We start from the raw sequence: 21,859 nt of genomic DNA on the forward strand, positions 1-21,859 counted from the left end.
ACGCTGTGTGACCGAGGGTCTCGAGTTCCCGGAAGGCCCCGTCGGATATCCGGACGGCACCGTCGTGCTGTCCGAGATGGCCGCAGGACGCATCACCAGAGTCAGCCCAGACGGGACCACCGAGTGCGTAGCCCACGTCGGTGGCGGGCCGAACGGCATCGGGTTGCTTCCCGACGGGCGACTGGTGGTCTGCCAGAACGGGGGGTCGACCTTCGGCACCGGGTTCTGGCCCTACGACTTCGCCGGCGCTGCGCAGGTGTTTCGTCCGGTGGGTGCAGCCGAGCAGCCGCTCACGCCTGCGCTCCAGCTCGTGGACCCAGACGGCTCGGTACATACGCTCACCACCGAATTTCGCGCACGCAGCGGCCGCAGGCTGCCGCTGATCCGACCCAGCGACGTGTGCGTCGACAGCGCGGGCGGCTTCTACGTGACCGATGGGGGGACCACCCACGACCGGCAGCGCACCATGACCGGGCTGCTGTACGGCACACCAGACGGCGAGCTCGAGGAGATCGTCTACCCGCTCGAGATGCCCAACGGCGTCGCGCTCTCGCCGGACGGCAGCCGCGTCTACGTCGCCGAGACCCGCACTCGCAGAGTCTGGGAATTTCAATTGTCGGCTCCGGGGCGCATCACGGGCGCACGCGGCCTTGCGACCGTGCCCAGCGGCGGTCCGCTGAACATCGGTGGTGCGGACGGCCTATGCGTGTCCGCCGACGGAACCATTCTGGTGGCGACGCTGGGCGCCGGCGGGGTCACCGCCTTCGCACCGTCGGGGAAGATGATCGGCGCGCTGCCTCTCGACGACCCGATGACGACCAACATGGCGCTGGGCGCCGACGACGTTCTCTACGTCACGCTCGCATCCTCGGGGCGCCTGGTTGCGGTCGACGACTGGCGCTCGGCACTGTCGCGATGACCCGGCAGCGACTCAGTTCTCGATCTCCTTGTTGGCCATCTGCTCGGCGAGGTTCTTGAGGAAGGCCCCGTACCCGACACCACCGTGGTCAGACATCACGGCGTCGTAGTCGTACTCCGGCGGGTTCCCGTCGTTGGGCCGCCATCCGCGGTCGGCGGTGGACGCTTGGAAGCCCTCCTCCGGGAACGCGTACCAGCGCCGGGTATTGAGTTCCACGATCTTGTGCGCCTCGTCATCGGGTACGTTCGCGAGCATCTCCGCGGCGCGTGCGCGACTCTTGGGCCAGAACGAATCGGAGTGCGGGTAGTCGCACTCCCAGGTGATGTTGTCGATCCCGATCTGATGACGCAACGCCACCCCGACCTCGTCTTCGATGAAGCAGCCGGAGATGTTGCGGCGAAACAGCTCTGACGGAGCGACCGTCGGATGGATGTTCTGGTAGTACTTGTGCTTACGCCACACGTAGTCCGCGCGCTCGACGAGGTAGGGAAGCCAGCCGATACCGCCTTCGGAGAAAGCGACTTTGAGGTTGGGGTGCTTGTGGAACACCGGGGAGAACACCAACTCGACAGCGGCGGCCATCGATGTGGTGCCCATGAGCGTCACCATCACCGCGAACGGCGCCTCGGGCGCGGTGGTGGGGGGCATGCCCCCGGAGCCGAAATGCATGACGGCCGTCATGTTGGTCTCCTCGAGGGCAGACCAGACGGGATCCCAGTGCGGGGTGTGGAAACTGGGCAGGCCGAGATTCATCGGAATGTCGGGTAGTCCTACGGCGCGGCAGCCCTTCGCCGCCATGCGTTCAATCTCCTTGACCATCAACCCGGTGTCCCACAGCGGGGTGATCATCATCGGAATGAAGCGAGCCGGATCGGTGGCGCACCATTCATCGATGGAGAAGTCGTTCCAGGCCTGCACGGACAGCAGTGCCAGGTCCTTGTCCGTGCCTTCAAGGAAGACCGTGCCGCAGAACCGAGGGAACGACGGGAAGCACAGCATCGCGTGAACCCCGTCGATGTCCATGTCGAGGAGGCGGGCCTTCGGGTCGTAGCAGCCGGGGATCATGTCGTCGTAGCGCACCGGGTCGACACCGAACTCCTCGGGTCGTTTGCCGGCGACCGCGTTGAGCCCGATGTTCGGGTAGGCGCGACCCTCGTAGACCCACTGGTGCATGGGCGGCTTGCCCTCGCGCGGGAACTCGACGATCCTCGGACCGTCGTGCAGGTACTTCTTCGGAAGCCGGTCGGACCAGACATGCGGCGGTTCGATGAGATGATCGTCGACCGAGAGCAGCTTCATCGACGGTTGCAGTGGCATCGGTCGCTCCTCGCCCTTCCAGCTGATAGGTTTGATTGAACAAATAGACAGTAGTTGATCATTTGACTATACCGCGCGGCGGCACGGTGACTCAACCGCGAGGAGGAACCCACGATGGATCCCGGTGATCGCATCCCGCAGGACGATTGGGCCGATCAGGACCTGCTGACCCGCGCCGAGGCCGCGGAGCGACTGGCCGCTGAGATCGCGGAGGTGTCGGCCGTCGTGGAGACGACAACGGCTGACGAAATCACCCTGCGTAGGCTCGCCGCACTCAAAGAGCTACACGCGCAGCTGACCAACCAGCACGAGCGCGACTGAATCACCTCGCGCGTGGCAGACCGAGCACCCGCTGCGCGACGATGTTGCGCTGGATCTGGGCGGTTCCCCCGTAGATGCCGGCCGCTCGCGACCACACGTAGATGTCCCACTCCAACCCCTCGGCCAGCAGCGGTTCACTGCCGCGGACATCCATCATCGCGTGGCCGCACACCTGGTCGGCGCGGGCCATCAGCAACTTGTCCACAGAGCCTTCCGGACCAGGCAGGGCGCCATGCTGCCGCTCGCTGAGAGAGCGCTGCACTTTGACCTGGAGAGCCCGCAGTTCGGCATACGCGCGGCCAAGGCGAACCCGGGTCGTCGGGGAGTCCTCCAGCCGTCCGGAGCGCACGGCGCTCTCGAGATCGCGCAGCTGCCGAGACAGCCTGCTGATCCAGTTGATGTCGCTGGGGCCGCGCTCGTAGGCCAGCAGCTGGTTGGCAATGGACCACCCCTGCCCGCGTTCGCCGAGCAGATTCTCCTGCGGCACCTCGACGTCATCGAACGTGACCTCGGCGAATTCACGGTTGCGGGCGGCGTTGACGATCGGCGCGACCTCGATACCCGGAGTCGACATCGGCACGAGAAGAACCGAGATGCCCTGGTGTTTGGGAGCGTCGGGTTCGGTGCGGCACAGCAGGAAACACCAGTCCGCGACGGCACCGAAACTAGTCCAGATCTTCCGTCCGTTGACTCGGAACACCCTGCCACCGGGTGTCTCGACAAGATCGGCTCGAGTCCTCAAACTCGCCAGATCCGAGCCCGCCTCGGGTTCACTGAACCCCTGGCACCAACGCACCGATCCCGACAGCAGGCCGGGCAGCATCGCGGTGCGTTGCTCGTCGGTTCCGAACAGGCGTAACGCGTTGCACAGATGCCCGACACCTTCGATCGGCGGAGCACCCGCGCGTCCGAGCTCGTCGTTGAGGATGGCTTCGTAGATCGGCGGCAGACCGTGACCGCCATACTCGACCGGAAACGACAGCCCGATGTATCCGGCTCCGTACAGTGTCTGATGCCAGGCATTCTGGGCGTCAGCCCGCGCGGCCGGATCTTCGGGGATCTCCGCTTCGGCACTGTGATCGGCCAGCCACCGACGAAGCCGAGCCCGAAACTCTGCTTCCTCACGGGTGTCGTCGAAGTCCATCGGCTACATCAACTCCTCGTTCGCGAGTCGCATTCGGGCGATGGCCTCGTACTGAACCGTCTCGTCACCGAACAAGCGCCGGTTCAACAATGTCCGACGCAGCCTCAGATGAGCGACGTGTTCCCAGGTGATCGCAATTCCGCCGAACACCTGGACGGCAGCCTCCACGACGTCTCGACCGGCCGCCGCGGTGTAGGCCTTCGCCGTCATCGCGGCCAACGACGCCTCATCGGCGGCCAGATGGTCGATGGCCCAGGCGGCGTGCCACACACAGCTTCTGGCACCCTCGACACTGACCAGCGCGTCGGCAAGAACGTGCTGCACCGCCTGGAACGAGCCGATGGGCACGCCGAACTGAACTCGGTCGTGGGCGTAGCGGACCGCCTCGTCGAGGGCCCCCTGCATGACCCCGAGTTGATCAGCGGCGATGGCGGTCAGAGCGAGCGCTTCGGCGCGCCGCCATCGGTCCTCGCATATGGGTGCGCCGACGACGGTGAATGCCGCGGCGTCGGCCGATACGCGGCGTAACGAACGCGTGAGATCTAGACCCTGCTCCGTCTCAGCTCCGGTTATCGGGGCGATCGCGAGTTCGCGCTTACCGTCGACTTCCCTCGATGACAGGACATGGGTCGCGCCTGCGGTGTCGAAAGCCACCGTGCCGTCGGTGCCGGCGCCGAACCTGCGGAGATCGACGGTCAGGGTGGGGGCGATGCGGAGCTGCCCTTCGGCGACGAGGTTGACCTCTCGCTCGGCGCGTGCGGCCTCCAGCAGTTCGGCCGCGAGAACCGCTTGGCCGACGACGGGTGCGGCGCACAGTGTGCGGGCCAGCTGTTCGATCACCAGCGCGGTCTCGACTCCGCTTTCGGGCAACCCGCACAGGCTGGGGGAGCGCAGCGTAGTAACACCGAGGTCGACCAGCTGTTTCCATTGGCGGTTCAGCAGGTCTCCGGTCGGAATGTCGCCAGGATCCGTGGTCGCCAGCTGGTCCGCCAACGCAGAGACGGTGTCCTGCAGGAGCTGTTGCTCGCCCGTCAGGCTGACATCCATCGGTCGGTCAGCCGTCGCGCAGGATCAGGGCCACATCGGGTACCAGCCCCAGATATCCCGCGTTGGATTCGCAGAGCTCGCGGTCCACTTCGACGCGCATCCGACTCCCTCTCTCGCCGTTCGGATACCATCATGGATGATAGAACGAATATTGTTCAACTGTTCACCGTAGGAGGCTCGTCTTGTCGCGGCTGGAGAACCGGATCGCCCTCGTCACGGGAGGCGCCCAGGGGCTGGGGCGGGCTGTCGCACGCCGACTGGCGGCCGAAGGCGCCAGGGTGACGATCGTCGATCTCAACGACGACAAAGGGCGCGAATGTGTCGATCTCATCGAGGCCGACGGCGGCACCGCGGCGTTCGCTCGGGCGAATGTGGCAAAGCGCGAAGACATCTCGTCTGCCGTCGAAGCGGCAACGGTCGACGGGCGGATCGACATCCTGGTCAATGCCGCCCAGTACTTCGCAATGCCCAAGGCTTTGGAGCTGGTCTCGGACAAAGACTGGGAGCTGTCCGAAGCCACAGGCCCGAAGGCCTCCTTCCGGTTCATGCAGACGGCATACCCCGCGCTGAAGGCCTCCGGGAGTGCCTCGGTCATCAACTTCGTGTCCGGGTCGGCACTCGGCGGAATGGCCTTCACCGCTCCGTACTCCGCTGCCAAGGGAGCGATACAGGCGTTGACGAAAGTCGCCGCGAATGAGTGGGCGCGCCACGGCATCCGGGTGAACGCGATCTGTCCGTTCGCGCTCACCGACGTTCAGCGCGACATGATCGGCACCGAGTGGGACAACTACACGCGAACTGCGGCGGCGTCACCGATGAAGCGCGGCGCCGATCCGGATTCCGAGATCGCCCCAGCCGTGGCATTCCTGGCCAGCACCGACGCGGCCTTCGTCACCGGCACGGTGCTTCATGTGGACGGCGGAATGACCGAGCTCTCGACAGTCGACTATTCGGAATCGCCCGGAGTGTTCCGCGCTACCTGAGCGTCATCTCCACGCTGGTGTAACCCCGAACCGTGGCGGTCAGCACCCGCTCGTGCGCTCCGATCGAGTAGTCGGGGAATCTCTTCGCGATGTACTCGAAGACGAGTTGTGCCTCCCTGCGGGCCAGCCACTGTCCGAGGCAGATATGGATGCCCCAGCCGAAGTAGACGTCCGTACCGCGAGGCCGGTCGATGATGAACCGATCGGGCTCGGGATAGCGACGCTCATCGCGATTCGCGCTGCCGAGCAGCAGGAGCACCCAATCACCGGCAGCCATCGACACACCGTGGCTGTGGACCGGGCGGGTCAGGGTGCGTGCCACCCAGTGGCTCGGGGTGTCGTACCGCAACGCCTCATTGACTGCCGCTGGAATCAGACTGTGGTCGTTGACGATACGTTGCCATTGATCCGGGTGGTCGTGCAGTGCCACCAGACCGTTGGAGATCAGTTTCTGCGTGGTCTCCGAACCGGCGGCCGACAGCAGGTTGGCGAACATCAGCACCTCGTGTGGTGTCAGTGAGCGCTCGCCGCCGGCCTCCGGGTCGTCGAACGAGGCGTTCAGCACGATGCTGATGAGGTCGTCTCCGGGATGCCGCCGGCGGTGTTCGATGAGATCACCGATGTACGCGCTGATTTTGCGGTTGGCTTCTATGGCGCTTGCCGGCATGGCGACTTCACCCTCGTGCCGGGTGAGAAACGCCTCCCACCAGACCCGCAGCTGTTCACGGTCGGCCTGCGGAACGCCGAGAAGATCTCCGATGACGTCGGTGGGGATGGCGAAGGCGAACGCCTCCATCGCATCCACCGTGGTGCCGGGACGCAGGCGGTCGAGATGGTGTTCCACCACGGCTCGCAGTGCGCCTTCCATGGCCGCGACGGCCTTCGGCGTGAAGAATCCCTTGAGGACGCCCCGGATTCGGTCGTGGCGGGGCGGGTCCATCGAGATGATCGAATACTTGCGTCCGTCGTTGTCCGGGTTCTCCGGTGCGGGGCCCAGTTTGGAGGAGAACGTGGACCAGTCCCGCAGAGCGCTGGAGACATCGTCGAAGCGGGACAGCACCCACCAGCGGTCCTCCGGATCGCGGTAGACCGGGGCCTCGTCGCGCAGACGCCGGTACACCGGGTACGGATCGTCGAAGACTGCCTTGGAGAACGGCGAGTAGATCAACTTGTCTGTCGTTGGCGTCATGATCCTGTCACGCTGTCGGCCGAGTTGTTCGTTCGATGAGCTCGATGAGATTGCCGTCCGGGTCGGTCGCCATGAGGCCGCGGTTGCCACTGCCGAAGTGCACAGTACGGCCCGGGAGTGCGCGCCCTCCGTGGGCGACCACGGACTCGACCAGTGCGTCGGCGTTGTCGACCCGAAACGACAGGTGGGTGAAACCCAGGCTGTTCATCGGGCGCGGACCGGGCTGCCCGGTGGATCCGGGGCGGCGGTAGCCGAGGAGTTCGAGTCGAAATCCGTCACGTTGCAGGTAGACGAGGTCGAGTACCAGGTTCGCGACGTCGAGCAACTGTGCGGTCGCCTGGTCGTCGACTGACATCCGTCCCACGACGTCGAATCCCAGGGCAGAGCGATAGAAGTGCTCCGACCGCTCGATGTCGTGGACACACAGCCCGATGTGCGTGAGGCGGTGACCGTCCATCATCGCTGCCGTTTCAGAAGCTCGTCGAGCTGGTCGTTGTGCTCGCCCAGTAACGGGGGAGGTGTTGGCGGAACCGCCGGTGTCGCGCTGAACAGGTACGGCACGCCGGGGTAGGTGATGGTTCGCTGCAGCTCCCGGTGTCCAACCGGCACGTGGAAGCCCCGCGCGACAGTGTGCTCGTCGTCGAACGCCTCATTCGGGGCAAGCACCGCCCCACAGGGAAAGCCGCGGCGCTGACTGGTCAGGAAGAACTCTTTGGCCGGTAATCGCGATGCGATGAGGCGGATGGCGTCACGTGCGGCGCTCAGTATCGCGGTGGTCTCGTCGTCGACGCCGATCAGGGCCAGGTCTACGGGCTCGGCGCGACTGGCAGCCAGCTCCAGGAACACCGACTCGGGCAGTTCGTCGGTGAGACCGAGCTCGTCGAGCCAGGCCTGCATCCGGGCGAAGTCCGCGGGCTGGCGGGGGAGTACTCCGGTGGTGGCGTAACGACCGTCGGCACAGCGCACTTGAACGGGCGAACTCGGCGTCGGGTATGCATGCCTGCCGGTCTGCCGTTGACAGGTGTCCTGGTTGACCAGCCAGTGGTAGGTGGTCTGCTCGCTGGTGACATTGCACGCCGCGTTGACGCTGACATCGACCAGCTGCCCCTGCCCGGTCTGATCGCGATGTGCCAGCGCCACGAGTGCCGCTATGGCGCAGTACATCCCGGCGATGTTGACCGACTGGTCGCCGGCGCCGCGAATGGGCGGCAGCGAATGGTCGTCGTAGCCGCAGTTCCAGACCGGTCCGCCACCGGCCAGCATGGTGAGGTCGGTTGCCGGTTGATTGCTGCGGATGCCGCCCAGCCCGAACGCAGAGACCGATATCCAGATCAACCCGGCGTCTCGGGACGCGAAACTTTCGTAGTCGATGCCATCGCAGCGGTCGCTGCCGGCCACAACGATGTCCGCCGTTGCGATGAGCTCCGCAAGGACATCCCGGTCGGCTTCGGCGCGCTGATCGATCGTCACCGACTTCTTCCCGACGTTGCCGGCCCACCAGCGCAGGCTCCGATCTGCGCCCGGTTGGTCGTCGACGAACGGTGGGCGCTTGCGATGGGCTGAACCCGAGGGTGGCTCGACAACTATCACCTCAGCGCCCAACTCCGCCAGTACCCTGCCTCCGACGGGCGTGAACTGGTCAGTGAGCTCAAGGACGCGGATGTCACGTAGCGCGCTCAGATCACACCTCGCTGCGCCCAGTCTTCGAGTTCCTCCACGGTGTGGCCGAGCAGGCCCAGGAGAACCTCACGGTTGTGCTCGCCCAATCGGGGCGCGGCCGAAGTGATCTGCCAGGGTGTCGCCGTGCAGCGCATCGGCACTCCTTCGACACGCACTTCGCCGATGTCGGGATGAGTCACGGTGGGAAACAGGCCCGCCGCGGCGAGGTCGGGGTCGGCGTCGATCCGCTCGGACGGGCTCTTGACGACGCTCGCCGGGATACCCACGCCGACGAGGTCGCCGGCGAGCTCAGCAGCGTCGCGTGTCGAGGTCACGCTGCTGATCACGGCATCCAGTTCGTCGGCTGCGCACAGCCGCTGATCGAGTGTGGCGAAGCGGCCCGAGGTCAGCGCAGATTCATTGAGTACCTTTGCGAAGACGCCGAATTCGCGATCGTCGCGGCAGGCCAGAGCGATCCAGCGGTCTTCACCTGAGCACGGGTAGATCCCGTGGGGAGCCATCTCGCCGAAGTCGGCCCGGTTTCCGTCGGGTGTCACGGCCCGGCTGTTGACCGTCCAGTCGAGTACTTCGGTCGGCAGCATCGCGATACCGGCCGGCACCGTCGCAAGGTCGACATGCTGACCTTCTCCGGTGTGTTCGCGGTGATGCAGGGCCGCCAGGATCGCGGTCGTCATATACAGGGCCGAGATGTGGTCCATGTACGAGAAGCCCCAACCGGCGGGTTCGGAGTCACGTAGGCCCGCGGTGAATGTCAGTCCGCTCACGGCCTGGACGATCGGTCCCCATGTCTTGAAGTCGCGGTAGGGCCCCGTGTGGCCGAATCCGCAGTTGGACACATAGATGATGTCCGGCCTGATCTTCTGCAACTCCGCATAGCCGAAGCCCCGCTTCTCCAACACGCCGGCTGCGAAGTTCTCGCAGACGATGTCGCTGACCGCGATCAGCTCACGCAACAGCTCCCTGCCCTCGGGGGTGCGCATGTTGATCGTGACGCCGTATTTTCCGACGTTGTGATTGTTGAATCCGGCACCGAAGTTGACTCCGCGACGTTCGTCGACATACGGGCCGACTCCCCGCAGCGCATCCCAGAGCCCCTGGGTCGCCGGGTCTTCGACCCTGATGACCTCCGCACCGAAGGCAGCCAGGATCTTGGTGGCACCCGCCCCCGCCAGCTGGCCACTCAGATCGCACACCCGTACGTGGGACAACGCGCCCGTCACGCACAAGACAATAGCAGCTATACATAAAGTGTTCTATTGTTCAGTCAATACAGGGCTGCGCCCGTTTCGGGCCACGTGGAGGCGATACAGATGACAGCAGGTGCTCCTTCCCCGATGAAGGGCGTACGGGTACTGGAGGTTGCGCAGTGGACGTTCGTCCCGGCGGCCGGAGCGGTGCTGGCCGACTGGGGTGCCGAGGTCATCAAGATCGAGCATCCGCACACGGGGGACTCCCAGCGCGGACTGCGCAACCTGGGGCCCATCACCATTGAGGGCAACCGAAACCCGGTGATGGAGCACGCCAACCGCGGCAAGAGGTCCGTGGCACTCGACATGTCCAACCCGCAGGGGTATGAGCTGTTGATGGACATCGCGCGCACCAGCGATGTGTTCCTGACGAATTTCCTTCCCGACGCTCGCCGCAAGCTCAAGATCGACGTCGACGACGTGCGTGCGGTCAACCCCGACATCATCTACGCCCGCGGAAGTGCCTACGGACCGTTGGGCGCTGAGGCCGGCGCCGGCGGCTACGACATGACCGGGTACTGGAGCCGGGCCGCAGGGGCAATGGGATCCACACCGTCTGATTTCGACGGTGTCGTCCCACAACCGGGTCCGGCCTACGGGGATTCGATCGGAGGGATGACGATCGCAGGCGGCATCGCGGCGGCGCTGTTCGAACGAGAGCGCACCGGGAATGCGCGGGTGGTCGACATCTCGCTGCTCGGGGTGGGCGTGTGGGCTTCGGGCGTGGCCATCAACGCCGCCCTCATCAGCGGACAACCATGGGTGCCCAACACCGGCGGCGCCAACGTCGCGCCGAACAATCCCCTGGTCGGGTTCTACCGGACCGCCGACGGCCGCTTCCTCAGCGTGTCCATGCTGCAGGGGTTCCGCTATTTCGGGGAGTTCTGCCGGCGCATCGGTCTCGGCGAACTGGCCGGCGACGAACGCTTCAACAGCCACCAGTCGTTGACCCAGAACGCCACAGCAGCCGCCGAGCTGCTCCGCAAAGCCATTGCGGCCCAACCACTGGAGCACTGGCGGACGGTACTCGAGGGTTTTGACGGCCAATGGGCGGTTGTGCAGAACACCGTCGAGGTGGCCGCGGATCCACAGGTGCGAGCCAATGGAGGCATCGTCGAGGTGGACGCCGAAGTGGGTTCGCACGGCGAAGGCCGACCGGTCGAGCTCGTGGCCAGCCCGGTGCTGTTCGACGAGACTCCGCTGCGGCTGCGTCCCATGCCGGAGTTCGCTGCGGACACCGAGGCGCTGATCCTCGAGCTCGGCGGGGACTGGGACCGCATCACCGCGCTCAAGGACAGCGGCGCCATTGCCTGAGCGTCAGCGCTGCAGGACGGTCACGACGCAGGAGCCGCCACCGCCGACGGCCTGAGCGAGGCCGGTCCGCGGTCGCGCGACCTGCCGCGACTCGGCCTCCCCGCGCAGCTGCGTGACGATCTCGGCGGTCTGGGCCAGACCGGTCGCGCCGATCGGATGCCCACGGGCGATGCAGCCGCCGTCGGTGTTGGTGGGCAGGGCGCCGTCGAACGCCAGACCTCCCGACTCCGCGAGCGTCACGGCACCCGCCGGGTCCGTCAGGCCCAGCGCGACCAGAGCGGTGATCTCCTCGCTGGCACACATGTCGTGCAGATTCACCACCCCGACGTCGCTGGGGGATATTCCCGCGTTGGCATACGCCCGCTTCGCCGTCGCCGTGATCTGTGAGGGAGGGCCGACGACCGGGCCCACCAGTGGCCACTGAGGGTCTGCCGGCCAGCTGGTCTGCTCGATGGCCAGCACCGAAACAGCGCGAGCCGTCGGCTCGGCCGAGACGACGACAGCGGCCCCGCCGTCCACCGAGGCGTGGCACATCATCTTGGTCAGGGGATCGGCCACCACACGGGCACCCAGTACCTCATCGACGGTCACCGGGTCGGGGTTGCGTCGCGCAGCGAGGGGATTGAGTCTGGCGTGGTTGTACGACTTCGCGGCAACGGCCGCGAAAATCTCGGGGCCGCAGCCTGTGTCGTGCTGGAAACGAGCTGCTTCGATCGCGTAGTGAACCTGTGGCGGGAATCTGTCCCAGAACGAGACTGCCGCCGGAACCACGCCGCCAGGCTCCAACGCGGTGGTCTTCTCGTAGCCGACAGCGAGCGCGGTCCGGCATCGGCCGGATCTGACCGCCCAGACCGCATGCCGCAGAGCGACCATCCCGCCGGCGGATGCACTCTCGACTGCCGTCACCGGAATCCCGGTGCGGCCCAATCGGTGTGCCACGGAGATTCCGGTCTGAGGACCGGCAAGTGCCGACGAGGCGAACACCTCGCCGACGGTGGAGTAGTCGATGCCTGCGTCGGCGAGCGCCTTCTCAGCTGCTGCGACGCCGAGATCGATCAATGGGGTCTGACTGTGTTTGCCGAATTCGGTGACACCGATGCCGGTGATGTGGACGCCGGTCACGACGGGTCCGCCCTGAACACCTCGACGTTGTCCGCGCCCAGCGTGGCACCGACGAGTCTGCCGGTAGTTCCGGGCACCGGTCGTGCGCCGTCTACGAGCACCTGTAACAGCCCCACTCCGGTGTCCACCCACGCGACGCTGTAGCCCTCTTGACCGAACTCCGGATACGGCGATTTCGAGGGAATGAACGTCGATGACCACACGGTCGCAGGCTGTTGGCTTTCGGCCGGGCTCATACCGCAGTCCTCTCGTACAGGGCACTGGCCGGCGTACTCCCCAGTGCAGGTGGTGGTTTCAACGGCAGTGGTCCCTGATCCGCGAATCGCCAGGGCAGTCCGACCAAGCGCGGGTTGCTCAGGTCGGGATCGGGGTGGTTGATTTCGGGGAAGAAGCCGCGTGCGGCCAGGTGCGGGTCGCCGAGGAGTTCGGCCGCGCTGCGCACGACGGCGGCGCTAATCCCGGCGGCGACGAGTTCTGCCGCGGCTGTGTCGGCGGGACGGGCCCCTATCTGAGCGGCGATCTCGGCATCGTCGACGGTGGCATTCTGGTCGCCGGTCAGCTCGACGGCGACCCATCGCTCGTCTGCGCTGCGGTGCACGGCGCGGCGGGTGGCCGGGGCCTGCGCCAGGTCGCTGGTGGATGCGGCCGTGAGGTACTCGGACACGGTGTAGGCGACGACCTCCGACATCGAGAGGTCGACGACCGCGCCCGTGTCGGCGCGCCCCCCGACAGCCCAGGCTGCGATGACGACCGCGGCGACCACCGATGACAGCGGGTCGGCCAGTACGGTGCCCAGTCGCGCGGGCTGTCCGTCGTGGTCTGTCGTCAGGCCGACGAGCCCGCCGTAGGCCTGGACGTTGTTCGCATAGACCCGGTAACCGGCCAACGGGCCGTCGGAGCCGAAGCCCGAAACCCGCATCACGAGTTGCCCGGCGGCCGCCAGTCGTTCCGGTGCGACGCCCAATCGTTCCAGCCGGGACGACCCCACATTCTCGATCAGGACGTCGGCCTGGGACAGCGCCGCCGACACCACCGAGCGTTCGGCGTCGACGAGCACACTGTGCTTGCTGTGGTTGGCCACGGCGAAGTACGCGCCGCGTTCCACACCGGCGATCCCGTCGGCGAATGGGCCGCTGCGGCGGTAGATGTCGAGCCGCTCGGGTTCCTCGAGCCGTACCACCATCGCTCCCATCGCCCCCAGCAGGGACCCGATGATCGGTCCGGCCAGAACGTGGGTGAGTTCGGCGATGCGCAGGCCGCGCAGTCCACCGGATCGGGGTGCACCACCGCTGCCGTGGGTGATCCGCCACGGAGGACCGAGGACAGTCACGTCGTGCCCGCCGATCTGCGCGCGGTTCAACGACTTCCGGTGTTCCAGCTGCGGGGAGGTGAGCAGTTCGCCCGGCAGGTTGACCGGGGTGGAGGGAACCCCGTTGGCCTGCAGCACGGCGGCGCAGTCGACCTTGCGCCGATCCAGAGTCCACTCGGTGACTTTGGCGTTGATGAGTGGGGCGTGTTCGATCCGGGCCGGACGATCATCGAGCCCGACTGCCCAGTCGGGCCTGCCGAGCGCGGTGAGAAGCCCCTGCCACTGGTGGTTCTCCACCGCGGTGATTCGCACCAGACCGTCGCGGCACGGGAACAGCCCAGAGGGGGCGAGGTAGCGTCCGCTGCCGGCCCTGCCGGGGCAGCGGTATATGACGTGTGCGCATTCCGGCAGGGCGGCGGTGTAGATGACGGCTTCCTGAATGGACACGTCGACATGTAGTGGTCCCGACGAGTCGGCTCGCCGGTCGAGCCCGTGCAGGGCTGCCAGCGCCGCCACGGCCCCCGCCGATTTCAGTGCCACGTAGCCCGGTGCGGGAACTGGTCGCCCGTCGTTGTCCTCGTTGGTCGCGAGCAGCCCGCCACTGGCCTGGGCGACCACCTCGCCGCCTGGATGTGCCGGACCGTCGCATCCGAACGGCCGCAGGGTCACCACCACCTGCCGGCCGGACACAGGTGGGACGGTGGCCCCATCGACGATCACGATGTCCGCCATATTCGCGTGCGGGACAGGATCGGCGGCGGGGTCGAGAACCCTCTTGCGATGGTCGAGCACGAAGTCCACGGCGGCGACCGGAGAGCCCGAACCTGACAGGTGCGGGCCGACTCGGTGTGCGTGCCCGCCCGGGATCCTGGTGACATCGGCACCCAGACTGGCCAGCAGCGCGCCGGCGGCCGAACCCGCGATGCCGTCACCGAGCTGCAGCACCGCCACGCCGGCCAGGAAATCCGGTGTCGTGGGACGTTCCTGGCTCACGGCGCGGTCTCCTCCCTACGATGACACTGACAGACGAAACAGCGTCCGGACTACTGAGTCTAGGTTCACAGATTCACACTATGTGTTCTATTGTTCATACTATGTCGACTATCGCCGGAGTTTCGGGGGCCCGCTTCGACGACCCCGTCTTCTACCAGGACGACCCCAACGAGACCTTCCGGCTTCTGCGGCAGACCGATCCGCTGCACTGGTACGACGAAGGCCAGTTCTGGGTGGTCACGAAGTACGACGACATCAAGGCCATCTCCGCCAGACCGGAGAAGTTCAAGTCGGAACGCATCGCCATCATGATGGATCTGATCGCACACCGACAGGGCGTCGATCCGCAGGGATACGGCACTCGCGGGATCATGTTCATGGATCCACCTGAACACCGCGCGCACCGTAAGGCGATAGGGGTCAGATTCACACCTGCGGCGGTGGCCAAGATGGAGGAGCGCGTGCAGCGGGTGGTCTCGGAGGCCTTCGACAACCTGCCCGACGGCGAATTCGATTGGATCGAGCGGATAGCCGAACCCATTCCGGTCTACATCTTCTCGTACCTTCTCGGCGTGCCGGAAGCCGACTGGTCCAAGGTCGCGTCGTGGGCTACCACCATCGCCAAGGCGGGCAGTGGTCTGGCCAGCGACGAAGATTTCCACCTCATCTTCGACCAGATTGCGCCGTACCTGCTGGGGCTGGCGTCGGAACGCGCCAAGGATCCACGCGACGACCTGCTGACTCTGCTGACCCAGGTGCAGATCGACGACAAACCCTTCGACGAGCTCCAGATCATGGTCTACGCGATGACGCTGCTCGCCGCGGGAAGTGAGACGACGCAGAGCCTGCTGGCCGGTCTCGTCCACTGTCTTGACGCGCACCCCGACCAGGCTGAGGCGCTGTTCGCCGATCCCACGTTGTCGGAGAACGCCGTCGAGGAGACCATGCGCTGGTGGACGCCGGTGATGAGCATGGCCCGACAGGCCGCCGGCGATGTCGAACTCCGAGGCAAGACGGTCCGGGCCGGCGACGGTCTGCTGATGGCGTACGCCTCGGCCAACCGCGACGCGGAGCACTGGGGCCCCACCGCCGAGGATTTCGACATCACCCGCACCGACGCGGTAGGGCATCTCGGTTTCGGTGTCGGTGAACATTTCTGCATGGGGGCCGCGCTGGCCCGACGCGAAGCACGCTTCGTGCTCGCCGAGGTGCTGAGACGGGCCCGAGGGGTCCGTGTCACCGGGCAGCGCATCAAGCGCGAGTCGTCATTGGTCAACACCTTCGACCGGCTCGACGTCACCCTCGATTACCGCTGAGGACAGACCTCACACGCGACCCGTCAGCCATCCGGTGACCACGCGGCGATGTTGCGCACGCGACCCCAGCGCGGCGACCAGGGTGGCCACCCGGCGCAGGTAGACGTGGGCGTCGTGTTCCCACGTGTAGGCGATTCCGCCGAAGACCTGTGTCGCCCCCTCCGGCACGGTGCGCAGCGTGTCGATGGCCCAGTACGCCGCCAGTGACACCAGCGCCTCAGCATCAGCCTGCTGGTGGTCGCATGCGTCTGCGGCGCGATTCACCAGCGCGCGGCCCACTTCGATGGCCGCGCGCTGGTCGACCAACCGGTGCTTGACGGCCTGGAAGGAACCGATGGGCCGATCGAAGGCCACGCGCAACTTCGCATATTCGGTCGCAGCGGCGTTCGCCGCCGACGCAACGCCGACGACTTCCGCCACCGTCGCTACGCGCAGGCGCAGCACCGCTTCATGGTGGCGTCGTACCGCTTCGGCGCCTGTGGCGAGTGGCCTGAGCGGGGCTTCCTCGAGGGTGATCACCGCGGCGGGATTGCGGTCCAGTGGTTTCACAGGAGTGCGTGTGACCCCGGACCCGGCCAGGTCGACGACACCCAGCACCGTGTCGGGGGCGGAGACTGCCGCCACGATCAGGCGGGTCGCCACAGCACCGTAGGGGACACACCCAAAGATTCCCGACACCGTCTCACCGCGCAGGGTTGCGGTGTCCGGCACGAGGAGCGTGACGCCGTCGGCGCAGCGGTCCTCGCACCAGGCGGCCGCCGCGGCAGCGGCAAGCGGTACGGGTGCAACAGCGGTGCCCGCCGACTCGGCCAGCACGGCGAGTTCACGCAGCGTTGCGCCGCCGCCACCGGCGCGCTCCGACACCAGCACGTCGGGCCAACCGAGATCGCGGACCGCGGCCCACAGCGCGCCGTCGAACGCCGCGTCGGGACCATCCAACAGAGCGCGGCTGCGGTCCACCGACCACACCCGACCCAGCACATCGAGAGAAAAGCGTTTGAGCTCGTCGAGTTCTGCTGCGATATCGGCGATTTCGGCGAGAGACATACTGGAATCACGGGTCACGTGGCAACCCCAACAGTCGTTCGGCGATGACATTGCGCTGGATCTCCGAGGTGCCTGCTCCGAAGGTGGCCGCCCGCATCAGCAGATAGCTGGCGGCAACATTCCCCTGTTTGGCGGCCCCGACGGACCCCCGCTCGAGAACACCCGGAACGCCTGCCAGCTCGACGCCGAAGTTCGCCATCGACTGGTCCACCTCCGATGTCAGCAGTTTCGCCACCGAAGCCTCCGGACCCGGTGCGACGCCACGCACCCCGGCGGCGGTCGCCTGTGCGGCGATCTGCCGCAGCGCCTCGACTTGAGCCGCATATCGGGTGATCCGGTCGGCTACGTAGCTGTCGTCGAGTCCGTCGTCGGTGAGAGCGTTGGGCTCCTGCGCCATCCGCACCAGGATGGCCAGCCGACGCTCGATCCGGTGCGTACGGCTCTGGCCGACGCGTTCGTAGCCCAGCGTCGACTTCGCCACCCGCCAACCACCGTGCAGTGGACCCAGCACGTTCGCCAGCGGAACCCGTACGGCGTCGAAGAACACCTCGCTGAACTCGGCGGCCCCGGTGATCTGACGGATCGGACGCACCTCGATCCCGGGCGCTGTCAGGTCGGCCAGGATGTAGCTGATGCCCTCGTGCTTCGGAGCGTCCGGGTCGGTGCGGACGAGCAGGTAGATGCGGTTGGCATACGACGCCTTCGATGTCCAGATCTTCTGTCCGGTGATGACGAGTTCGTCGCCCTCGATGACCGCTCGGGTCTTCAGTGCTGCGAGGTCGCTGCCGGCTTCGGGCTCGGAGAAGCCCTGACACCAGACATCCTCCGCCGACAGGATCCGGGGCAGGTGGTGGGCTCGCTGCTCCTCGGTACCCCATTGGATGATGGTCGGACCCAGCTGATTGATGGCGCTGCGGTTGATGGGCTCCGGTGCGTGCGCGGCCGCCATCTCGGTGTTGAAGATGAGTTGCTGGGTGGGCGTCGCCGCACGCCCCCCGTACTCGGTGGGCCACGAGATGGCGGCGAGTCCGGCGGCGTACAGCAAAGCCTGCCACTGCCGCAGCCGATCGAGGCGGGCGTTCTCGCCTACCGGCCGTTCCAGCACGTCGGGAGTCAGCGACGCGGCCAGAAACGCACGCACCTCGTCCCGGAACGCCCGGTCGGCGTCGGTAAGCGCAACGCCGTAATCACCATCGCTCACGAGCCACCACGGAGGATCGCGCCCATACGCTTCTTCATGTCGCCGTAGGTGATTGCGGTGGCGCCCGCTTTGGGGGCGCGGCCTGCGTCGACTCGCGGTGCGGACAGGTCGAGTCCGGCGATCCGCTCCCGAAGGGCGCCGACGGTACAGTTCTCCCGCCCGAGGCGTTCGACGGCGTCGTAGCCGAAGACACGGGAGGCGTTTCTCCAAGTGATGGCTTCGACCTCGTCGGGTGTACATCCCGCCAGCTGAGCCGCGAGCTGCTCCGGTGCATCCGGCCAACTGCTGTCGGAGTGGGGGTAATCCATCTCCCAGCAGATGGTCTCCACGCCGATACGGTCGCGCATCTCGATGCCGACGCGGTCGCGGATGAAGCACGAGACGAAGTTCCGGCGGAAGACGTCGGTCGGGCTCAGGCCGGACCCGAGGTCGTCGCCGGTCCATGCCCGCTGGCGGGAGTAGACGTCTTCGAAGCGCTCCAGCAGAAACGGAATCCACCCGATGCCCCCCTCGGAGAGGGCGAACGTGATGGTCGGGAACTTCGCGACGACGGGGGAGAACAACAGGTCTGCGGTGAACCGCATGGTGTCGAAAGCCAGCATCGAGTTGTACGCCAGGTAGGTCGTCTGATCGGACGGGACAGGGACCCCGCCGCCCGTGCCGATGTGGATGTTGACGACCGTGTCGTGTTCGCAGATGGCTTCCCACAGCACATCCCAGTGCGGGTCCTGCCAGGGCGGCTGTCCGTAGCTTCCGATGTGCTGCGGAACCGTCACCGCGTGACAGCCGTTGGCGGCCAGGCGTGCCACTTCGCCGGCCGCCAGCGCCGGATCCCACAGCGGGAGGATTCCCAGCGGGATGAAGCGATCCGGATGGCGACCGCACCAGTCTTCCAGGTGCCAGTCGTTGTAGGCGCGCACCATCACTTCGGACACATCGCGGTCGCCCCGGTAGGTGAACAGCGCTCCGGAGATCGTGGGAAACGACGGGAAACACAGCGACGCCAGCACACCGGCGGCGTTCATGTCGTCGACTCGGGCATCGACGTCGTAGCACCCGGTGCGCATGTCGTCGTAGCGTGACGGTTCGAAGCCCCACTCGTCGTTCGGGCGACCGGCGACGGCGTTGAGCCCGATGTTGGGCAGCTGCAGCCCGTCGTACACCCAGAAGCAGACGCCGTCGGCGCCCTGCACGATCCGTGGTGCCTGATCGGCGTAGCGCGACGGCACCCTGCCCTCGAACAGGTCGGGGGGTTCGACAGTGTGGTCGTCGACGCTGACGAGTACGAACTCGGAAGGATCGATCACCGCTGACATCCTTAGCCTGAGGAGGCGGCGGCCTGCAGCCACTCCGCCATCATTCCGTAGACCATTTCGATGCTCGCCCGAGCGCTGCCGTCATCGCCGGCCGGCTCGTAGTCCACCGCCCAGGCTATTCGGCATCCACCGGTCGCAGGGGCTGAGTCTTCGACGGAGACAACGGCTTCGAACTTGCTCACCGGCAGCGGATTGTTGGTGATGCGGTATGAGAGCTGCTTCTGCTCGGGTCGAGTCCAGATCAGTGTCTCGATCGTCGGATCGGCGCTCGGGTCTTTCGACCCGTAGATCTTCCGGCGCATGCCCGGGCCGGTGCCTTCGACCGTCACGTTGTCGATGACGGGAATCCATCGAACATCGGCGAAGTCGGCCAGCAGCGCCCAGATCGCGTCGGCACTCGCCGCGACATTTCTGCTGACTGTGATGGTCGGCATGTCGCGACATTACCATCCATGTAACACTTAGGCGCAATCTGTTCAGATGTCTTGTCCATGTGTGTTGGAATCGAGGAGCCGTGGGAACTGGGGAGCAGGCAGCGGACGAATTCGAGGTCGACGAGGACTGGGTGCGCTACGACGTCGTGGAACCGCACATCGCACAGATCACGATCAACAGACCCGACCGGCGCAACGCGATCCTGTCGCCGGACATGCACGGCCTGTTCAAACGCCATCTCGACCGCGCAGAGGCCGACGACGAGGTCAAGGTCGTCATCCTGGCCGCTGAGGGCAAGGACTTCAGCAGCGGTGACGATGTGCGGCGACTGCCTGTGGAACAGGCCGGCCTGAAGAAGGGTGGCCGGCTGCCGCAGACCGCACGGATGGGAAACGCGCGCCGACTGCATCGGCACCTGACGAACTGGCTGGAGTTCCCCAAGACGGTGATCGCCGCCTGCCAGGGTGCCACTCTGGGCGCCGGGATGAATCTTGCCCTGGCCGCCGACATCTTGGTTGTCGCCGACGACATGTACCTGGCGCGCCCGCAGGCCCGGATCGGTTTTGCCGGTTTCTCCACAGCGATGCCGCTCATCCTGCTGAAGCTGGGGCCTAACCGGGGTTACGAGGCCATGATCACCGGCCGCAAAGTCCGCGCTGCCGAGTTGCGCGACTGGGGCGTGGCGGCGTCCGTGGTGCCCCCCGACGGGCTTCGGGACGAGGCGCTGCGCTACGCGCGTGCCATCGCCCACCATTCCGCGGATGGGCTGATGGTCGGCAAGCATGGCCTGATCACGTTCTGGAACGCCGTCGGCATGGCGCAGTTCGGCGACTGGGTTCCCATGGCGCACAGCGTCTTCAGCAACCTGTCGTGGCGAGAAGACGAGTTCAACTTTATGAAGGAGCGCGGGATAAGAGGTGGCCGGGAGGCCCTGACCGAGCTGGAGCGCCGCTATTCGGAATGGGGCTTCGATTAGGTGTAGAACATCTGAACACATTATGTACTTATGTCTATTATGGTGAGTGTGGTGAGGAGCGGTCTATGGGTGTTCTAGAGGGACGCACGGCGCTGGTGACCGGCGCGGGACGCGGGATCGGTGCGGCCGTGGCGGAGGCATTGGCGGATGAGGGCGCGACCGTCCTGGTGTCGGATGCCGGAGTCGCGGTCGACGGCACCGGACGTGACGCGGGCCCGGCCGAGGCGGTGGTCGCCGCCATCAACGCCCGCGGTGGAAAGGCGTACGCCGACGTCACCGACATCACCGATTTCCAGGCGGCCGGGGACCTGATCGGTCGCGCTGCGGAGACTCTCGGCGGCCTGGATGTCGTGGTCAACGCGGCGGGAATCCTGCGCGACGGGATGGTCTTCAAGATGCCCGAGGAGGACTGGGACGCCGTGGTGGCCGTCCATCTCAAGGGGACATTCAACATCACCCGCCACGCCGCGGCCTGGTGGCGGGCAAACCGGGGCGGGCAGTACCGGCTGATCAACTTCACGTCGATGTCCGGGTTGCAGGGCGCACCGAGCCAACCGAACTACGCGGCCGCGAAGATGGGCGTCGTCGGACTCACGTTCTCGTGCGCGAACGCGCTGCGCAACTACGGCGTCACGTCGAATGCGATCGCACCGATCGCCGGCACCCGGATGACCCAGGGCATCAAGGGCGGCGGCAGCATGGACTACTCCGACTCGAACACGCGCTTGTCGCCCAAGAACTGTGCACCCCCGGTGGTGTACCTGGCCAGTACGCAGTCGGAGTGGCTGAATCGTCGGGTCATCTTCGCCGGAAACGGCCGGATCAGCCTGATGTCCAATCCGGTCGTCGAGCGCGAAATCGTCTCCGCCACCGGCACCTGGGACATTCCCACCGCGTTCGCCGAGATCGAGACGTCGTTCAAGGAGGCTGTCCTGTGGCCCAACATCTTCGACAAGCCACCTGCCAAGTGAGCCTGACGGAGG

The 21,859-nt window shown here is 66.3% G+C and carries 21 protein-coding genes; 7 read left to right on the top strand and 14 right to left on the bottom strand.

Annotation, left to right across the window (positions count from 1 at the left end; all coding sequences use genetic code 11):
- Positions 1–7: 7 nt before the first annotated feature.
- Entirely contained in the window at positions 8–919 is a 912-nt protein-coding gene (locus AWC18_RS18715) for an SMP-30/gluconolactonase/LRE family protein (protein WP_234784556.1), read from the top strand.
- A 12-nt stretch (positions 920–931) separates the two neighbouring features.
- On the opposite strand, the gene AWC18_RS18720 is transcribed toward AWC18_RS18715, so the two are convergent.
- Positions 932–2,236: an amidohydrolase family protein gene (locus AWC18_RS18720; protein WP_064999406.1), complete on the bottom strand. Its 1,305-nt coding sequence runs from the start codon at positions 2,234–2,236 to the stop codon at positions 932–934.
- A 114-nt stretch (positions 2,237–2,350) separates the two neighbouring features.
- Here AWC18_RS18720 and AWC18_RS18725 point away from each other — a divergent pair, with 114 nt between their 5' ends.
- Positions 2,351–2,557, top strand: a complete 207-nt coding sequence (locus AWC18_RS18725; RefSeq protein WP_085139694.1) for a hypothetical protein — start codon at positions 2,351–2,353, stop codon at positions 2,555–2,557.
- Position 2,558: 1 nt separating this feature from the next.
- Here AWC18_RS18725 and AWC18_RS18730 read toward each other — a convergent pair whose 3' ends face one another.
- Together AWC18_RS18730 and AWC18_RS18735 are read right to left on the bottom strand one after the other, a co-directional pair.
- On the bottom strand, positions 2,559–3,701 hold the full coding sequence (locus AWC18_RS18730) for an acyl-CoA dehydrogenase family protein (protein WP_085139695.1): 1,143 nt from the start codon (positions 3,699–3,701) through the stop codon (positions 2,559–2,561).
- A 3-nt stretch (positions 3,702–3,704) separates the two neighbouring features.
- Positions 3,705–4,748 carry an acyl-CoA dehydrogenase family protein gene (locus AWC18_RS18735; protein WP_085139696.1) on the bottom strand — a complete coding sequence of 348 codons (1,044 nt, stop codon included), beginning with the start codon at positions 4,746–4,748 and terminating at the stop codon, positions 3,705–3,707.
- A 182-nt stretch (positions 4,749–4,930) separates the two neighbouring features.
- Here AWC18_RS18735 and AWC18_RS18740 point away from each other — a divergent pair, with 182 nt between their 5' ends.
- Positions 4,931–5,731, top strand: a complete 801-nt coding sequence (locus AWC18_RS18740; RefSeq protein WP_085139697.1) for an SDR family NAD(P)-dependent oxidoreductase — start codon at positions 4,931–4,933, stop codon at positions 5,729–5,731.
- Here AWC18_RS18740 and AWC18_RS18745 read toward each other — a convergent pair.
- Genes AWC18_RS18745 through AWC18_RS18760 form a run of 4 tightly spaced genes read right to left on the bottom strand, consistent with a single transcriptional unit; the run spans position 5,724 to position 9,820 of the window.
- Positions 5,724–6,920 carry a cytochrome P450 gene (locus AWC18_RS18745; protein WP_064999411.1) on the bottom strand — a complete coding sequence of 399 codons (1,197 nt, stop codon included), beginning with the start codon at positions 6,918–6,920 and terminating at the stop codon, positions 5,724–5,726. The genes AWC18_RS18740 and AWC18_RS18745 overlap by 8 nt on opposite strands.
- Positions 6,921–6,927: 7 nt before the next feature.
- Positions 6,928–7,377, bottom strand: a complete 450-nt coding sequence (locus tag AWC18_RS18750) for a VOC family protein (protein ID WP_234806589.1) — start codon at positions 7,375–7,377, stop codon at positions 6,928–6,930.
- Positions 7,377–8,621: a CoA transferase gene (locus AWC18_RS18755; RefSeq protein ID WP_337333735.1), complete on the bottom strand. Its 1,245-nt coding sequence runs from the start codon at positions 8,619–8,621 to the stop codon at positions 7,377–7,379. Before AWC18_RS18755 ends, AWC18_RS18750 begins: the two co-directional genes overlap by 1 nt.
- Positions 8,597–9,820, bottom strand: coding sequence for a CaiB/BaiF CoA transferase family protein (locus AWC18_RS18760; protein ID WP_234806590.1), 1,224 nt, complete (start codon positions 9,818–9,820; stop codon positions 8,597–8,599). Before AWC18_RS18760 ends, AWC18_RS18755 begins: the two co-directional genes overlap by 25 nt.
- A 90-nt stretch (positions 9,821–9,910) precedes the next feature.
- Here AWC18_RS18760 and AWC18_RS18765 point away from each other — a divergent pair, with 90 nt between their 5' ends.
- Positions 9,911–11,161 carry a CaiB/BaiF CoA transferase family protein gene (locus AWC18_RS18765; RefSeq protein WP_234806591.1) on the top strand — a complete coding sequence of 417 codons (1,251 nt, stop codon included), beginning with the start codon at positions 9,911–9,913 and terminating at the stop codon, positions 11,159–11,161.
- Between the two features lie 3 nt (positions 11,162–11,164).
- On the opposite strand, the gene AWC18_RS18770 is transcribed toward AWC18_RS18765, so the two are convergent.
- The 3 genes from AWC18_RS18770 to AWC18_RS18780 are packed head-to-tail and all read right to left on the bottom strand — an operon-like array spanning position 11,165 to position 14,585.
- Positions 11,165–12,283, bottom strand: coding sequence for a thiolase family protein (locus AWC18_RS18770; protein ID WP_085139702.1), 1,119 nt, complete (start codon positions 12,281–12,283; stop codon positions 11,165–11,167).
- A complete protein-coding gene (locus AWC18_RS18775; RefSeq protein WP_085139703.1) occupies positions 12,280–12,519 on the bottom strand; it encodes a hypothetical protein in 240 nt (79 codons plus the stop codon). Before AWC18_RS18775 ends, AWC18_RS18770 begins: the two co-directional genes overlap by 4 nt.
- On the bottom strand, positions 12,516–14,585 hold the full coding sequence (locus AWC18_RS18780) for a CoA transferase (RefSeq protein WP_234806592.1): 2,070 nt from the start codon (positions 14,583–14,585) through the stop codon (positions 12,516–12,518). Before AWC18_RS18780 ends, AWC18_RS18775 begins: the two co-directional genes overlap by 4 nt.
- A 101-nt stretch (positions 14,586–14,686) precedes the next feature.
- On the opposite strand from AWC18_RS18780, the gene AWC18_RS18785 reads away from it, so the two are divergent.
- Positions 14,687–15,901 carry a cytochrome P450 gene (locus tag AWC18_RS18785; protein ID WP_064999418.1) on the top strand — a complete coding sequence of 405 codons (1,215 nt, stop codon included), beginning with the start codon at positions 14,687–14,689 and terminating at the stop codon, positions 15,899–15,901.
- Between the two features lie 9 nt (positions 15,902–15,910).
- On the opposite strand, the gene AWC18_RS18790 is transcribed toward AWC18_RS18785, so the two are convergent.
- Genes AWC18_RS18790 through AWC18_RS18805 form a run of 4 tightly spaced genes read right to left on the bottom strand, consistent with a single transcriptional unit; the run spans position 15,911 to position 19,899 of the window.
- The gene (locus AWC18_RS18790) at positions 15,911–16,948 is read right to left on the bottom strand and encodes an acyl-CoA dehydrogenase family protein (protein WP_234784560.1); all 1,038 of its coding nucleotides are present in this window, start codon (positions 16,946–16,948) and stop codon (positions 15,911–15,913) included.
- A 7-nt stretch (positions 16,949–16,955) separates the two neighbouring features.
- Entirely contained in the window at positions 16,956–18,149 is a 1,194-nt protein-coding gene (locus AWC18_RS18795) for an acyl-CoA dehydrogenase family protein (RefSeq protein WP_064999420.1), read from the bottom strand.
- Positions 18,146–19,465: an amidohydrolase family protein gene (locus tag AWC18_RS18800; RefSeq protein ID WP_085139704.1), complete on the bottom strand. Its 1,320-nt coding sequence runs from the start codon at positions 19,463–19,465 to the stop codon at positions 18,146–18,148. The genes AWC18_RS18795 and AWC18_RS18800 overlap by 4 nt, the downstream gene beginning before the upstream one ends.
- A gap of 2 nt (positions 19,466–19,467) precedes the next feature.
- Positions 19,468–19,899 (bottom strand): SRPBCC family protein, encoded by a 432-nt coding sequence (locus AWC18_RS18805; protein ID WP_085139705.1) that lies wholly within the window; start codon positions 19,897–19,899, stop codon positions 19,468–19,470.
- 80 nt (positions 19,900–19,979) lie between these two features.
- Here AWC18_RS18805 and AWC18_RS18810 point away from each other — a divergent pair, with 80 nt between their 5' ends.
- Complete coding sequence (locus tag AWC18_RS18810) at positions 19,980–20,876, top strand: enoyl-CoA hydratase/isomerase family protein (protein ID WP_085139706.1); 897 nt, start codon at positions 19,980–19,982, stop codon at positions 20,874–20,876.
- Positions 20,877–20,941: 65 nt separating this feature from the next.
- Complete coding sequence (locus AWC18_RS18815) at positions 20,942–21,847, top strand: SDR family NAD(P)-dependent oxidoreductase (RefSeq protein ID WP_064999424.1); 906 nt, start codon at positions 20,942–20,944, stop codon at positions 21,845–21,847.
- Positions 21,848–21,859 lie beyond the last annotated feature (12 nt).

Origin of the sequence: Mycolicibacter nonchromogenicus (genome assembly GCF_002101775.1) — a bacterium.
Lineage (GTDB): Bacteria > Actinomycetota > Actinomycetes > Mycobacteriales > Mycobacteriaceae > Mycobacterium > Mycobacterium nonchromogenicum.

Excerpts from the sequence above, each read along its gene's own strand:
- AWC18_RS18735 (WP_085139696.1), bottom strand. The coding sequence starts at position 4,748 with ATGGATGTCAGCCTGACGGGCGAGCAACAGCTCCTGCAGGACACCGTC.
- AWC18_RS18815 (WP_064999424.1), top strand. The coding sequence starts at position 20,942 with ATGGGTGTTCTAGAGGGACGCACGGCGCTGGTGACCGGCGCGGGACGC.
- AWC18_RS18800 (WP_085139704.1), bottom strand. The coding sequence starts at position 19,465 with ATGTCAGCGGTGATCGATCCTTCCGAGTTCGTACTCGTCAGCGTCGAC.
- AWC18_RS18805 (WP_085139705.1), bottom strand. The coding sequence starts at position 19,899 with ATGCCGACCATCACAGTCAGCAGAAATGTCGCGGCGAGTGCCGACGCG.
- AWC18_RS18720 (WP_064999406.1), bottom strand. The coding sequence starts at position 2,236 with ATGCCACTGCAACCGTCGATGAAGCTGCTCTCGGTCGACGATCATCTC.
- AWC18_RS18785 (WP_064999418.1), top strand. The coding sequence starts at position 14,687 with ATGTCGACTATCGCCGGAGTTTCGGGGGCCCGCTTCGACGACCCCGTC.
- AWC18_RS18790 (WP_234784560.1), bottom strand. The coding sequence starts at position 16,948 with ATGTCTCTCGCCGAAATCGCCGATATCGCAGCAGAACTCGACGAGCTC.
- AWC18_RS18725 (WP_085139694.1), top strand. The coding sequence starts at position 2,351 with ATGGATCCCGGTGATCGCATCCCGCAGGACGATTGGGCCGATCAGGAC.
- AWC18_RS18775 (WP_085139703.1), bottom strand. The coding sequence starts at position 12,519 with ATGAGCCCGGCCGAAAGCCAACAGCCTGCGACCGTGTGGTCATCGACG.
- AWC18_RS18730 (WP_085139695.1), bottom strand. The coding sequence starts at position 3,701 with ATGGACTTCGACGACACCCGTGAGGAAGCAGAGTTTCGGGCTCGGCTT.
- AWC18_RS18750 (WP_234806589.1), bottom strand. The coding sequence starts at position 7,377 with ATGGACGGTCACCGCCTCACGCACATCGGGCTGTGTGTCCACGACATC.
- AWC18_RS18745 (WP_064999411.1), bottom strand. The coding sequence starts at position 6,920 with ATGACGCCAACGACAGACAAGTTGATCTACTCGCCGTTCTCCAAGGCA.
- AWC18_RS18765 (WP_234806591.1), top strand. The coding sequence starts at position 9,911 with ATGACAGCAGGTGCTCCTTCCCCGATGAAGGGCGTACGGGTACTGGAG.